This window comes from Rhizobium sp. UBA1881, assembly GCF_002338015.1.
GTDB lineage: Bacteria > Pseudomonadota > Alphaproteobacteria > Rhizobiales > Rhizobiaceae > Rhizobium.
In genome coordinates, this window is sequence record NZ_DDHH01000208.1 from 1 (window position 1) to 13,850 (window position 13,850).

At 64.0% G+C, this 13,850-nt stretch carries 12 protein-coding genes; 4 read left to right on the forward strand and 8 right to left on the reverse strand.

The genetic code is table 11. From position 1 onward, the window contains the following. Positions 1-38: 38 nt before the first annotated feature. The 5 genes from B3605_RS25185 to B3605_RS25205 all read right to left on the reverse strand — a co-directional run bounded on the left by B3605_RS25185 (position 39) and on the right by B3605_RS25205 (position 5,364). Positions 39-914 carry a DUF937 domain-containing protein gene (locus tag B3605_RS25185; protein WP_112944617.1) on the reverse strand — a complete coding sequence of 292 codons (876 nt, stop codon included), beginning with the start codon at positions 912-914 and terminating at the stop codon, positions 39-41. A gap of 99 nt (positions 915-1,013) precedes the next feature. Continuing rightward, positions 1,014-2,387 carry a glutamate--cysteine ligase gene (locus B3605_RS25190; RefSeq protein ID WP_112944590.1) on the reverse strand — a complete coding sequence of 458 codons (1,374 nt, stop codon included), beginning with the start codon at positions 2,385-2,387 and terminating at the stop codon, positions 1,014-1,016. 146 nt (positions 2,388-2,533) lie between these two features. Continuing rightward, positions 2,534-3,274 (reverse strand): 16S rRNA (uracil(1498)-N(3))-methyltransferase, encoded by a 741-nt coding sequence (locus B3605_RS25195; RefSeq protein ID WP_112944589.1) that lies wholly within the window; start codon positions 3,272-3,274, stop codon positions 2,534-2,536. 13 nt (positions 3,275-3,287) lie between these two features. Further along, entirely contained in the window at positions 3,288-4,787 is a 1,500-nt protein-coding gene (locus tag B3605_RS25200; RefSeq protein WP_112944588.1) for an inorganic phosphate transporter, read from the reverse strand. Positions 4,788-4,851: 64 nt separating this feature from the next. Further along, on the reverse strand, positions 4,852-5,364 hold the full coding sequence (locus B3605_RS25205) for an NUDIX hydrolase (protein ID WP_112944587.1): 513 nt from the start codon (positions 5,362-5,364) through the stop codon (positions 4,852-4,854). 446 nt (positions 5,365-5,810) lie between these two features. Between B3605_RS25205 and B3605_RS25210 the strand changes: the two genes are divergently transcribed. After that, positions 5,811-6,968, forward strand: coding sequence for an adenosylhomocysteinase (locus B3605_RS25210; RefSeq protein WP_112944586.1), 1,158 nt, complete (start codon positions 5,811-5,813; stop codon positions 6,966-6,968). Positions 6,969-6,981: 13 nt separating this feature from the next. On the opposite strand, the gene B3605_RS25215 is transcribed toward B3605_RS25210, so the two are convergent. Together B3605_RS25215 and B3605_RS25220 are read right to left on the reverse strand one after the other, a co-directional pair. Beyond that, on the reverse strand, positions 6,982-7,893 hold the full coding sequence (locus tag B3605_RS25215; protein WP_112944585.1) for an agmatinase: 912 nt from the start codon (positions 7,891-7,893) through the stop codon (positions 6,982-6,984). Positions 7,894-7,985: 92 nt separating this feature from the next. Next, positions 7,986-8,984 carry a zinc-dependent alcohol dehydrogenase family protein gene (locus tag B3605_RS25220; RefSeq protein ID WP_112944584.1) on the reverse strand — a complete coding sequence of 333 codons (999 nt, stop codon included), beginning with the start codon at positions 8,982-8,984 and terminating at the stop codon, positions 7,986-7,988. Positions 8,985-9,085: 101 nt separating this feature from the next. Here B3605_RS25220 and B3605_RS25225 point away from each other — a divergent pair, with 101 nt between their 5' ends. Beyond that, positions 9,086-9,937 carry a LysR family transcriptional regulator gene (locus B3605_RS25225; RefSeq protein WP_112944583.1) on the forward strand — a complete coding sequence of 284 codons (852 nt, stop codon included), beginning with the start codon at positions 9,086-9,088 and terminating at the stop codon, positions 9,935-9,937. Positions 9,938-9,940: 3 nt separating this feature from the next. Here B3605_RS25225 and B3605_RS25230 read toward each other — a convergent pair whose 3' ends face one another. Continuing rightward, on the reverse strand, positions 9,941-10,837 hold the full coding sequence (locus tag B3605_RS25230; protein WP_112944582.1) for a LysR family transcriptional regulator: 897 nt from the start codon (positions 10,835-10,837) through the stop codon (positions 9,941-9,943). Between the two features lie 134 nt (positions 10,838-10,971). Between B3605_RS25230 and B3605_RS25235 the strand changes: the two genes are divergently transcribed. Next, positions 10,972-12,411 (forward strand): FAD-binding oxidoreductase, encoded by a 1,440-nt coding sequence (locus B3605_RS25235; protein WP_112944581.1) that lies wholly within the window; start codon positions 10,972-10,974, stop codon positions 12,409-12,411. Further along, entirely contained in the window at positions 12,408-13,607 is a 1,200-nt protein-coding gene (locus tag B3605_RS25240; RefSeq protein WP_296436828.1) for an FAD-binding protein, read from the forward strand. The genes B3605_RS25235 and B3605_RS25240 overlap by 4 nt, the downstream gene beginning before the upstream one ends. Positions 13,608-13,850 lie beyond the last annotated feature (243 nt).

Below are 13,850 nucleotides of genomic sequence, written 5' to 3' on the forward strand. Positions count from 1 at the left end.
TGCTCCGGCAGAATGCTTCAATCTAACCAGGAAAGGCTCTAGGGCTTGGGAGAGGAGGGCGGCGTCTTCGGTATATAGCTCTCGAAGATCGCCTCCATGTTCTTCTGGTAGCCCTTTTGCACCTCAAGCCCGCTGTCGAACATGGTGTTCAGCATGTCCATGTAGCTCGAGGCCTCGGGTGCCTTTTCCGCCTTCTCGCTGGCCTTCGGCGCTTCCGCCGGCTTCTGCGGCGCTGGCTGGGCGAAGCTGCCCATCATTTCCTGGAATGCCTTGGTAAAGGGATTGTCGAGGAACGGATTGGCCGGTGCCGCCTTTTCAGGCTCCGGCTTTGGCGCGCTGAACATCAGCTGCATTGCCTGCGTGAATGGATTGTCGAAGATGCTGGGTTGCGGCGTTGGCGCCTGCTTCGGCGCAAAGCCGGTTGCCTGCAGCCATTGCTGGATGCTCTCGCCCATCGCCGTGTTGACGAAGGGGTTCACCGGCGCGTTCATCTGCCCCATCGACTGCTTGAACAACCCGCCCATCAGTGTGCCGGCCATGATCGGCAGCATCTGCTTGTAGATTTCCTGGCCGATCCCGGTCATCTGCGTCGCCTGCGCCGCTACCGCCCGTGAGACTTCCTTCGAGCCGAAGAGCTGCGCCAGGATGTCGTTGCCGTCGGAGATCCCCTGCGGCGTGAATGCCTTGCTCATGTCCTCGAAATACTTGGCATAGTTGCCTGACGACACCGCCTGCATCAGGCCCATGAAATCGTAGGGGTTGCTGCTGCTCCGCTTCAGCCCGGCTGAGAAAGCCGGCATCAAGGCGGCCATCGCCTGCGTCGCCTGTTCCTGCGCCAGGTTGAACTGCTTGGAGATCGCGTCCATCGCCGCGCCGTTCTGCGCCTGCATCATCATGTCGAAGAGTGGCAGCATGGAAAAGCCCTTTCCCGGTTCGCGACGCATGATCGCGTCACTATAGCCGGAAAAAGGAATGCGCAAACCGCTTTTTGCAGAAGGGCTTAGTGGCTGCCTTTAGTATTGGTACTCTTCGAACACGGGCTCGACCGAACCGTTCCAGCGGCCGTTGTAGAGCGCGAGCAGGTCTTCCGCCAGCGTCGCCTTCTTGGCCATCACCTCATCGAGCGGCGACAGGAAGATCGTCTCGTCCTGGCCTTCGCTGTTGAGCTTGCCGCGGGCCTTGAGGCCCGCCTTGGAGATGGCAAGCACGTCGCGCGCCGTATCGTAAAGCGTGTGGCCACGGAATGCGGCCTTCAGCCCCTCGGCCGGCACCGCGTTGCGCAGCGCGTTCACCTCGTCGAAGCCCCAGTCCTTGGTCAGCTGATCGGCGGCCTCGAGCGCGGTCGCGTCGTAGAGCAGCCCAACCCAGAAGGCCGGCAGCGCGCAGATGCGGCGCCACGGGCCGCCATCGGCGCCGCGCATCTCGAGGAAGCGCTTCAGGCGCACGTCGGGGAAGAGCGTCGAGAGATGGTTGGTCCAGTCGCCCATCGTCGGCTCCCAGGCGGCAATCTCGCCCTTCAGCGCGCCGTTCATGAACTGGCGGAAGGTGATGTGGGTACAGTCCTTGTAGCGGCCGTCGCGGACGATGAAGTACATCGGCACGTCGAGCGCCCATTCCACATAGTCGTTGAAGCCGAAATCGTCGCGGAAGGTGAAGTCGAGCAGGCCCGAGCGGTTGTTGTCCGTGTCGCGCCAGATGTCGCCGCGCCAGGACTGCAGCCCGTTGAGCTTGCCTTCGGTGAAGGGGGAGGAGGCAAACAGCGCCGTTGCCAGCGACTGCAGCTTCATCGAGACGCGCATCTTCTTGCGCATGTCGGCTTCCGACGAGAAGTCGAGGTTCACCTGGATCGTGCAGGTCCGGTACATCATGTCGAGACCCTGCGTGCCGACCTTCGGCATGTAGCGGCTCATGATGCCGTAGCGCGATTTCGGCATGACCGGTGTCTCGGCGAGCGTCCACTTCGGGCTGCCGCCGATGCCAAGGAAGCGGATGCCCATCGGCTCGGCGATCTCGCGCAGGACGGCAAGATGCGCGTTGGATTCCTTGCAGGTCTGGTGAATGTTTTCGAGCGGCGCACCCGAGAGCTCGAACTGCCCGCCCGGCTCGATCGAGATCGCGCCCATGCCCGACGGCTCGGCAAGGCCGATGATGTTCTCGCCGTCGAGGATCGGCTCCCAGCCGCTCTTCGCTTCGAGACCCTTCAGTAGGCCGGAAATGCTGTTGTCACCGAAATAGGGAACCGGGCTGTTGTCGGCGCGGAAGAAGGCGAACTTCTCATGTTCGGTGCCGATGCGGAACTTCTCTTCCGGCTTGTTTCCCGCCGCAAGATAATCGGTCAGCTCCTGAACCGAAGAGAGCGGGGTCTGGTCGGTGGTATCGCGAGCCATTCAAGTAACCTGTATTCGGGAAACGCCCGGAAAGTATCCGGACAGTAGGAAGGGTGATTAGGACCGCTGGCACGTATGTTGCAAGTGAAATTGTTTCAACCAGCCATCAAAAAAATACCAGCAACTGTGGCCTGTTGCCAACGCGGCTATTTGTTCCAGTCGCCGAGTGCCGCCTGTATCACTGCCATGGCGGCGACGGCTGCGGTATCGGCGCGCAATATTCTCGGCCCGAGCGGAATGGCGGTTACGAAATCGAGGCTGCGCAGGCGCGCGCGCTCGTCCTCGGAAAAGCCGCCCTCGGGCCCGACGAGCAGCGCCAGCTTGCGCTCCTTCACCGCCGAGAGGATCGGCAGCGGGTTCTGCCCGGCATCGCCCTCGTCGCAATAGATGATCCGCCGGTCGCTCGGCCATCCGTCGAGCATGTCGAAGAGCCGCACCGGCTCGGCGACCTCTGGGATGCCGAGAATGCCGCATTGCTCGGCCGCCTCGATGACGTTGGCGCGGAGCTTGTCGAGATTGTTGATCTTGCCCTGCACATGCTGCGTCATCACGGGCTGAAGCACGCCGGCGCCCATCTCCACCGCCTTCTGCACGAGATAATCCAGCCGCCCGACCTTCAGCGGCGCGAAAAGATAATGCAGGTCGGAAGGCTCCGGCTGCGGCCGGGTCTGCTCCTCCGGCACGATCATGATGCGCTTGCGGGTGGGCAGCGAAAGCTTCGCCTTCCATTCGCCGTCGCGGCCGTTGAATACGAGGATCTCGGCGCCGTCGCCCATCCTCAGCACATTGGCGAGGTAATTGTACTGGTCCGGCGTCGCCTCGGCGGCCACGCCTTTGGAGAGGGGAGCGGCGACAAACAGCCGTTGCATTCTGAAATTGGCGCGCATCGAAATGTCCTGGCTAAACGAAGAGCGCGACCATAGCCCAATAGAGCACGGCCGCAAGCATGGCGGATGCCGGCACGGTGATGACCCAGGCGGCGATGATCGTCATGAAGTGCGAGCGCCGCACAAGCCTGCGCCGGCGCACCTCGTGGGTGTTGGGATCGTCGGGCTCTTCCAGCATCCAGACCTCGGCCTTGCGGCGCATGTATTCGATCCGGCGCTTGGAGTTGCGGGTGTACCATTCGCGAAAGAAGCCGACGCCGAACACCGCACCAACAGCGATATGGGTCGTACTGACCGGCAGCCCGAGCCAGGAGGCGACGATCACGGTGAAGGCCGTCGCCATCGCCACGCAATAGGCACGCATAGGGTTGAGCTTGGTGATCTGCTCACCAACGAGGCGGATCAGGCGCGGCCCGAAGAGCAGCAGACCGACCGAAATGCCGAGCGCCCCGATCAGCATCACCCAGAGCGGCGGTTCTGAGCCGCGGATGAGAGGCTGTCCGAAGGACACGCGCACGATCGCCGACAGCGGGCCGACGGCGTTGGACACGTCGTTGGCGCCGTGCGCGAAGGACAGCAACGCCGCCGCGCCGATCAGCGGCATCTGGAACAGCGCCCGCAGCGAGCTGTTGCGGTTCTCCAGCCCCTGCGCCCGCATGTTGACCAGCGGCCGCGCCACCAGCCAGCCGGCCACGCCCGCGGCAATGCCGAGCAGGATGATCGTCGACGCCGAGAACGCGTTCATGCGTTCAAGCTGCAGGATCATGTAGGCCGTGAAGCCGCCCACCATGATCGCGATGAGCACCGGCACCCAGCGCTTGGCCGCGGTGATCTTGTCCTCGCGGTAGATGATCAGCGTCTTGACGAGATAGAGCATGCCGGCCGCGATCACGCCGGCGATCAGCGGCGAGGTCATCCAGCTGGAGGTGATCTCGGCCAGAACCCGCCAGTTGACCGGCCCCGGTCCGAGCGCGCCCACGCCCGCGCCGATCACCGCGCCGACGATCGAGTGCGTGGTCGAAACGGGCGCGTTCAGCCATGTCGCGAGGTTGATCCAGAGTGCTGCCGCCATCAGCGCCGCCATCATGATCCAGGAGAGCGTGGCGGGCGGGATCTGCGAGGCGTCGACGATGCTCGACGAGATCGTTTTCACCACCGCGCCGCCCGATATCGTCGCGCCGAGGATCTCGAAGATAGCGGCGATGACGAGCGCCTGGCCCATGGTCATGGCGCGCGCGCCGACGGCAGCGCCGACGTTGTTGGTCACGTCGTTCGCGCCGATGTTCATGGCCATGTAGGCCGCAAGCGCTGCTGCCGCGATCACCAGCCCCGCATCGGGGCGGCCGAAGACGTAGATCGCCGCAAACAGCATGGCGAGGCCGAGAAAGACGAAACCGATCCCCGGCGCCACCAGCTTGCGCGAGACGTATTTCGACGCGTCCTCGACCTGCGTGAGCTTGTCGAGATCCTTGTCGAGCGTGCGTTTGGTGAGGACGGTGGGGCGGTCGGCCATGCTGTTCCTTGTGATTGAGGCCCGCTTTTGCGCCGCTAATTCTAGCAGCGCAAGATGGCAGGAATCATTCAGCCGGAATTTGCTTCAGCGCCAGCGGCTCGAGTTGCTCCGTCATGCGGCGCTTGAAGAGCAGGAAGAGATCGCGCAGTTCCGGCTCATTGACGCGCTTGGCGGCCTCTTCGCAGGAAACCCACTCGTAACGCCGCTCGCCCTTTTCCTTGAAGCTCTTGGCGATCGTCGAGACCTCGAGCACGTAGACCTGAACCTTGCAGGTCACCTTCAGCCCGTTCTTCAGCACCTTGGGATAGTGGTAGCAGCCGATCGTCTGGCTCTCGACCGTACCGCGCACGCCTGCTTCCTCGTAAGCCTCGCGAGCGGCGACCTCATAGGAGGTCTTGCCGTCCATCGGCCATCCCTTGGGGATCACCCAGCGGCCGGTATCGCGGCTGGTCAGAAGCAGCACCTCGAGTGCGCCGGTCTTGCCCTTCGTTCGGTAGCAGAGCGCAGCATATTGCTGGCGCGGAGGGCGCCGGAACATCAGCTGAACATCGGAGGCGAGGCGGGCAAGTAGGCTCAACGGTCGGGTCACCTTTATCGGTTGGGTGCGTATATTAGTGTCTCATGGAAAGCTTGCGCGATCCATGTGTGTGTTTTGCTTTCGGTTCAGGCTTTATATCTATCAATAGAGCCTTTCGTTTTGGTTTCGGTTTCAAAAAACCGCCATCGAATGCTCTATTTCCGCCACGTCGAGTGCCATTTAATATGATATCGACTTTCGTCATAATCAACGACGACGTGAAGCTGTCTCGCGATAGCCCCAAACATTGGCAATTCTGCGTCGTTTCTCCACAGAAAAGATTGCCCGGCTAACATCCTGAAGGGGTAATTTAGGCCCTCACAGCCTGCTCAGATAGGTGATCTGGCGCAATGAGTCGGCGTATTTGCGTCGCTCTCGGCGAAAAATATGCTTGGTCGCCACCCGCCATTCGGCTTATCAATGCGTCGAAAACAGGAGGATGGTTCATGGTATCGGAAGCAACGCGCATCGATTGGATCGGGGGGAATTGCCGGCTGCTGCAGGCAACGGCGGCGGAGTTCCGCGACACTCGTCCCTTCGAGGGCCTGACCATCGGCACCGGCATCCATCTCGAACCGAAAACGGTGGCGCTTCTGATGACGCTCAACGCCGGCGGCGCGCGTCTGGTCTGCACCGGCAACCTGAACAGCACCCAGCCCGCAACGGTGGAGTATCTCCGCAGCCAGGGCATCACCGTCTTCGCCACTCAGACCACCGATCCCGCCGCGCATCACCAGAGCCTTGTTGCCGTGGTCGCCGAAAAGCCGGATCTGCTGCTCGACAATGGCGGTGATCTCTTCGCCATCGCAGCGGAAAGCCCCTACGCCAATCTCCTGGGTGGCACCGAGGAGACCACCTCCGGCCGCACCCGCCTGCTGCCGCTGCGCGACAAGCTGAACATGCCGATCCTCGTCATCAACGACAGCCCGATCAAGCAGTTTGCCGAAAACAAGCATGCCGTCGGCCAGAGCCTGTTCGAGAGCTACATGCGCTTCACCAACCGCTCCACCAACGGCAAGCGCGTCACGGTCTTCGGCTATGGCGCCTGCGGCAAGGGCACGGCCGCCTGCTTCCGCAACGCCTTCTCGCAGGTGAGCGTCGTCGATATCGATCCTGTGACCACGCTCGAAGCGCATCTGGATGGTTTCGTGACACCGCTGCGTGATGACGCCATCCGCTCCGCCGACGTGCTCGTCACCGTCACCGGCCATCCCGATATCATCACCTTGAAGGACCTGCCGCTGATCAAGAACGGCGCCATCCTGATGAACGGCGGCCACTTTCCCAACGAGATCGACGTCGCCGCCTTCCGGACCCATGCGGATGTCGTCGCGACCGACCGCTATGAGGCCGATGGCATCGAGACCCTGCATATGAAGGACGGTCGCGCCATCCACATCCTGGGCGGCGGCCATATGGCCAACCTTGCCGGCCCGCGCCCGCTTGGGAACTCGGTGGAATCCATGGACCTTGGCTTCACCCTGCAGGTCCGCTGCCTCGAACGCGTCGCCAAACGCGGCGTCGGTCCGGAAGCCTGCATCGTACCTGTCCCTGCGGATATCGACGCGATGGTGGCGAGCGCCTATCTCGATCTGGCGCGGTAGGCGCGAAAGCTCTTCAGGTCTGGCGGGCGATCGTCCCGATGACGTTGGTGATCAGCCGCGCTGCCGTCAGCGCGGAGATACCGTCGATATCGGCAGGCGGATAGAGTTCGACGAGGTCGAAACCGACGATCCGGCCTCGTCTGCCGACGCCGGCAATCAGATCGATGACCTGTATGTACGTAAGGCCACCGGGCGATCGGGCAGCCACGCCGGGCATGATGCTGGGGTCGAGGCCGTCGCAGTCCAGTGTAATCACGACCCGTGCGCCCTCAGGAATATGCCGGAGGGCGGCGTCGACGCCGAGAGAGTGAACCTCCCGAGCGGTGACGAAGCGGCTGCCATAGGCCTCGGCCGCCTCGATTTCCGTGCGGCGAGCGCTTCCGACGCCGCGCATGCCCACCTGCACCATCCCGGCGATATGTCCCATCTCGCTCGCCCGGCGCATCGGGTTGGAATAGCCGTGACGCTCGCCATGGAGCTCATCGCGCCAGTCGATGTGTGCATCGATCTGGACAATCCAGACCGGCCCGTGATCCGCGAAGCCGGCGAGGAACGGAATGGGGACGGAATCGTCGCCGCCGAGCAGGATCGGCACGGCTGACATCGCCAGTATTTCCCGTGTCTTTGCCTCGATCAGCGCCCGATTCCGCTCGTTGTCATGCATCTCGGTCGGCAGATCACCTGCATCGAAGCAGCATACCGGTTTGCCGTCAAAAAGCGGTCCGCCGAGATCAAAATCCCAATGCTCGACAAGTGGTGCGTCTTCCTGGCTCGCGGCGCGGATGGCATTGGGCGCGGTGGCGTAGCCGCTGCTGTCCTTGCCGCGATAGGTGCTGCCGTGAGCGGCGCCGAAAATCACCATGCGAGGCGTGGCGCCGTCGGGCATATGAGAATTGAGACCAAGAAAAGCAGGCGAAGTGGTCATTGCGGGATCCGGATCATTGTTCGGTGGGCGCATGCACTCAAACACCGGCGGCGCTCAACGTCCATGAGAATGTTGAGCGCCGTAACCGAGCCTCAATCGATCTCGACCACCAGCTTGCCCTCAGCCTCGCGGCTTTCGATCAACCTGTGCGCCTCGGCGACATCGGCAAGAGAAAACCGCCGGCTGTCCATGCGCGGCAACAGCTTGCCCGCTTCGGCGAGCCGCGTCACCTCGCGCAGGATCTCGCCGTGATGCGCGCGGCCTTCGCCGCTCAACAAGGGCAGCAGCGTGAACACGCCGGAATAGCTGGCCGCCTTGAACGAGAGCGGCGCCAGCGCATGCGTGCCCCATCCGAGCGCGCTGACGACATGGCCGAACCGGCCGACCGCCTTGAACGCCATGTCGAGCCCGGCGCCGCCGACCGTGTCGTAGACGACATCGAAGCCGCGTCCGCCGGTATAGGCCGCGACGTGATCCTCGATGGTGCCGGCGGCGCGGTCGATCGGCGTGGCGCCGAGGCTGCGGAGATAGTCCGCCTTCGCTGCGCCATCGATCGCGTAGACATCGGCGCCGACGGCCCTGGCGATCTGCACCGCGACATGCCCGACCCCGCCGGCGCCGCCGATGACGAGAACGCGCTGCCCGCTTGCGACCTTCGCCCGGTCCACAAGCCCTTCCCATGCGGTGATCGCCGCCAGCGGCAGCGCAGCCGTTTCCCGCATCAACAGATTGCTCGGCTTGAGCGCGATGAGCTCGGCATCGACTGCCGCGAACTCGGCCAGCGACCCCTGAATGCCGCCGATCCCGCCGGTCATGCCGTAGACTGCGTCGCCGCGCCGGAAACCGGTCACACCAGGCCCGACCGCCTCGACGATCCCAACCATGTCGATGCCGAGTATGGCGGGCAGGGGATGGCGGGCATGGGCGGCGTTGCCGGCGCGGATCTTGGTGTCGAGCGGATTGACGCCGCTGGCCTGGATGCGCACCAGCACTTCGCCCGTGGCGGCCTCGGGCCGGGCAATCTCGGTCTGGCGAAACGCGCCTTGCGGTACGTCGACGACAAGCGCTTTCATCGTGGATTTCGAAGACATGGAACACTCCTTTCGTGTTGGTGAAAGGAGGATGCGCCGTTGAAGATCGAATGGAAATTATAGATAACGTATGAAGGTCATGCAGAAATGTTTGGATGAGCATGGAGTGGAGCGATCTCAGACTTTTCCTGGCTATTGCCAGGCTCGGCACCTTGGGTGCCGCGGCACGCAGCCTCGGGCTAACCCAGCCGACCATGGGCCGGCGCCTGCGCGCCCTTGAGGCTGCACTCGGCCAGACGCTCTTCCAGCGCACGGCCGATGGTTTCGTGCTCACCGACGAGGGCGCTGCCGTCTTCGCGCATGCGGAGCGCATCGAGGAAGAGGCGCTCGGCCTGCAGCGCGAGCTGGCCGGAAAGGGCAAACAACTCACAGGCTTCCTGCGCCTGTCCTCGTCGGACTGGTTCGGCACCCATCTCCTTGCTCCTGTGCTCGCCGAGTTTTCGCTCGCCTATCCCAAGGTGGTGGTCGAGCTGCTCACCGATAGCCGCCTGCTCAGCCTCTCCCGGCGCGAGGCCGACCTCGTCTTCCGCATCGCGCCTTTCACGGAGCCCGACGTGATCTCGCGCCGGCTGCTGCGCATTGAATATGGCCTCTATATCAAGCGTGGCCTGCCGCACCCGGTGGCAGGAAGCGGGGCGGGCGCGTGCTTGGTCACCATGGACGAGGCTTTCGGCGGCATGCCCGATGTGTTGTGGCTCCAGCGCCTGCTGCCGAAGGCCGCGATCGCGCTTCGCAGCAACAACCGCGATGTGCAGGCAACGCTCTGCGCCAACGGCGCCGGCCTCGCCGTACTGCCGCGTCCGCTTGGCGATAGCATGGCCGCGATCGAGCGCGTCGATCTCGACGAGCCGCCACCAGGGCGCGATACCTGGGTCGGCTATCACCGCGACATGAAGCGGATGGCGCGGTTGCGCGCGCTGCTCGATCACGTCATCGAGCGGCTGGCCAACTGACCGTCACCGCTCCCAGTAGGGCACCGGCCCATAAAGCTCCGCGAGATAATCGATGAACAGCCGCACCTTGGCCGGCAGGAACTGGCGGCTTGGGTAGACGGCCGACAGCGTCACGTTGCGCGATCCTTCATAGGCCGGCAGCACCTGCACCAGATGGCCGGATTTCAGCTCCGCGCCGATATCCCAGGTCGAGCGCAGGGCAATGCCGAGGCCGGCGATCACTGCCTCGCGGATCACCTCGCTGGAATTGGTGACGAGCATACCCTCCGGCCTGATCGACAGCGCGCCCTCAGGCCCCTCAAGCCGCCAGACGTCGTTATTGTGGGCCGGCAGGCAGCCATGCCGCTTGAGATCGTCGATGCTCTCGGGCACGCCATTCGCCTTGAGATAATCGGGAGAGGCGCAGAGCACACGGCGCACCGGGGCGAGGCGGCGGGCGACGAGGCTGGAATCGGTGAGCTCCGCGATGCGGATCGCCAGATCGAACCCGCCGCCGACGATATCGCTGAACTCGTCGGAAAGCACGAGGTTGATGGCAAGATCTGGATGGGCGTCCATGAAGCGCTTCAGATGCGGCGCGATGTGCATGCGCCCGAAAGAGGTCGGCGCCGAGACTTTCAGCGTCCCATGCATCTGCGCCGAGCGCCCGGAAATGTAGAATTCTGCCTCCTCGAGCCCGGCCAGAATGCCGAGCACCCGGTCGTAGAAACCCTGGCCGGCTTCGGTGAGCGAGATTTGCCGCGTCGTGCGCTGCAGAAGGCGCGTGCCCAGCCGGTCTTCCAGCCGCTTGATACGCTTGGAGACCACCGCCGGCGAGAAGCCGAGCGCCCGCCCGGCAAGCGACATGCTGCCCGTCGCCGCCACCTTGGCGAAGATTTCGAGATCTCCCAGATTGGTCATGTCGCCCCGATAATTTCTTATTTTGTCATAAGTGCTTAGCATTTGCGCCAGATTGGGGAAAGTGTTAAGCCCGAAGCCTTGGCAGTATGGAGGATACGGCCGGTTTCTCCTTGGATGGAGAAGGGAGGAAAGGCATGTCCGACGCCATTTCGTTTCTCGCCCCGCGCGCCGATGTCATGGCGCGCCGTCGGCAGATCGTTGCCGATCTCGCCGATCTTCTGCCGCCGGAATGCCTGGTTTCCGAGCCGCGCGAACTCATGCCCTTCGAGACCGACGCCTTCGTTTCCTACCGCCGCATGCCGCTTGCCGTGGCACTTCCGCGCAGCACGGCCGAGGTCGCGGCGGTGATGAAATATTGCCACCGCTACGGCATCCCCGTCGTCCCGCGCGGCGCCGGCACCTCGCTGTCGGGCGGCGCCATTCCGCAGAAAGATGCGGTCGTCGTCTGCGTCTCGAAGATGAACCGCATCATCGAGATCGACCTTTTCAATCGCGCCGCGGTCGTCGAGGCCGGCGTCACCAATCTCAACATTTCCGAAGCCGTCTCCGCCGATGGCTTCTTCTACGCGCCCGATCCGAGCTCGCAGCTCGCCTGCACCATCGGCGGCAATATCGGCATGAACTCCGGCGGCGCCCACTGTCTGAAATACGGTGTCACAACCAACAATCTGCTCGGCGTGAAAATGGTGCTGGTCGATGGCACGGTCATCGATCTCGGCGGCAAGGGGCTGGATGCCGGCGGCTATGATCTCCTCGGCCTCGTCTGCGGCCACGAGGGCCAGCTCGGTATCGTGACCGAAGCCACGGTGCGCCTGATCGCCAAGCCGGAAGGCGCCCGCCCGGTGCTTTTCGGCTTTCCGACCTCGGAGGAGGCGGGCTCCTGCGTCGCCGATATCATCGCCTCCGGCATCATCCCCGTCGCCATCGAGTTCATGGACAAGCCGGCGATCGAAATCTGCGAGGCCTTCGCCAAGGCCGGCTATCCCCTTGATGTCGGCGCTTTGCTGATCGTCGAAGTCGAGGGTTCGGAAGCCGAGATGGACGACATGCTGAAGGATATCGTCGACATAGCCCGCCGCCATGGCGTCAGCACCGTGCGCGAATGCCAGTCGGCGACGGAAGCAGCATTGATATGGAAGGGCCGCAAATCCGCCTTCGGCGCCACCGGCCGCATCGCCGATTATATCTGCATGGATGGCACCGTGCCGCTCAGCCAGCTCTCCTACGTGCTGAAGAAAACCTCCGAGATTATCGAGCGCCATGGCCTGCGCGTCGCCAATGTCTTCCACGCGGGTGACGGCAACATGCACCCGCTCATCCTCTTCAACGCCAATGATCCAGACGACGCCGCCCGCGCCGAGGCGGCCGGCATGGAGATCCTGAAGCTCTGCGTCGATGCCGGCGGCTGCCTCACGGGCGAACATGGCGTCGGCATCGAGAAGCGCGATCTCATGCGCCATCAATATTCCGATGCCGATCTCGCCCAGCAAATGGCCGTCCGCGCCGCCTTCGATCCCGGCTGGCTGCTCAATCCTTCCAAGGTCTTCCCGCTCGAAGGGCGCCAACCCGCATGATCGATCTATGCCCAACCACCGAGGAGGACGCGTCGGAGATCATTCGCGCCCATGCGCAGGCCGGCACGCCGCTTGGCATCGCTGGCGGCAACACCCGCTCCAGCTTCGGCAATGCTGCCACAGCCGAACACCGCCTGCGCTCGACCGCGCTGTCGGGTATCGTCGCCTATAATCCCGGCGAGATGGTGCTTACCGCCCGCGCCGGCACGCCGCTTGCAGACATCGAGGCGGCATTGGCCGAGAGCGGTCAGACCATGGCCTTCGAACCGATGGATCACCGCCCCCTCATGGGCACATCGGGCGAGCCGACCATCGGCGGGGTCTTCGCGGCCAACGTCTCAGGCCCGCGCCGCCTGATATCGGGTGCTGCCCGCGACAGCCTGCTCGGCGTCCGCTTCGTCAATGGGCGCGGCGAGGCGATCAAGGCCGGCGGGCGGGTGATGAAGAACGTCACCGGCCTCGACCTCGTCAAGCTCATGGCCGGCTCTCACGGCACGCTCGGCCTCATCACCGAGGTCACCTTCCGCGTGCCGCCGAGGCCGAAGTCGGAAGCGACGATCGTGATCTCAGGCCTCAACGACGCCGAGGCCGCCAATGCCATGGCAGCGGCAATGGCGCTGCCGGTCGAGGTCTCGGGCGCCGCCCATCTACCCATGACCGTCACCTGGACCTTCCTTGGCAATCGTCTGCCCGAGGGCGAGGCGACCGTGCTGCGCATCGAAGGCCTTCCGGCCTCGGCCGCCACCAGAGCCGAGAAGCTGGCTTCTGCGATGGCCGCCTTCGGCCCGGTCGCGCGCCTCGGTGAGGATGACAGCGCCACTCTCTGGCGCGAGATCCGCGATGTGAAACCCTACGCCGATGGCGGCCCGCGCCCGGTCTGGCGCGTCTCTGTGGCGCCCTCGGTCGGCCACCAGCTGGTCGCGGCACTAAGACTGGAGACCGGCGTCGATGCCTTCTACGACTGGCAGGGCGGCCTCGTCTGGATGCGCATGGAATCCGATGCCGAAGCCGGTCTGCTGCGCCGCTTCATGGCGGCACTCGGCGGCGGCCACGCCACGCTGATGCGCGCGCCGGCTTCGATGCGCGCGGCGACATCGGCCTTCGAGCCACAGGTCGATGCTGTGGCGCTGTTGTCGGCGCGGGTGAAGGAGAAGTTCGATCCGGCGGGGATTTTCAGTCCGGGGAAGATGGGGTGAGTTGGATGCTGTACCGTGTTGCATACCCCCCTCTGTCCTGCCGGACATCTCCCCCACAAGGGGGGAGATCGACTCGCTGCGACCTTTCGCCCAGACAGCGAAGGTGGAGCGAGCGGGTACGCCCAGCCAATCTCCCCCCTTGTGGGGGAGATGCCCGTCATGGCATAGTGGGGAATCCCCGCTCCGCCGCCCGCTTCTCACCAGCCGATCAACCGATCAAGCCGCAACCGCACCCTGCTTGCG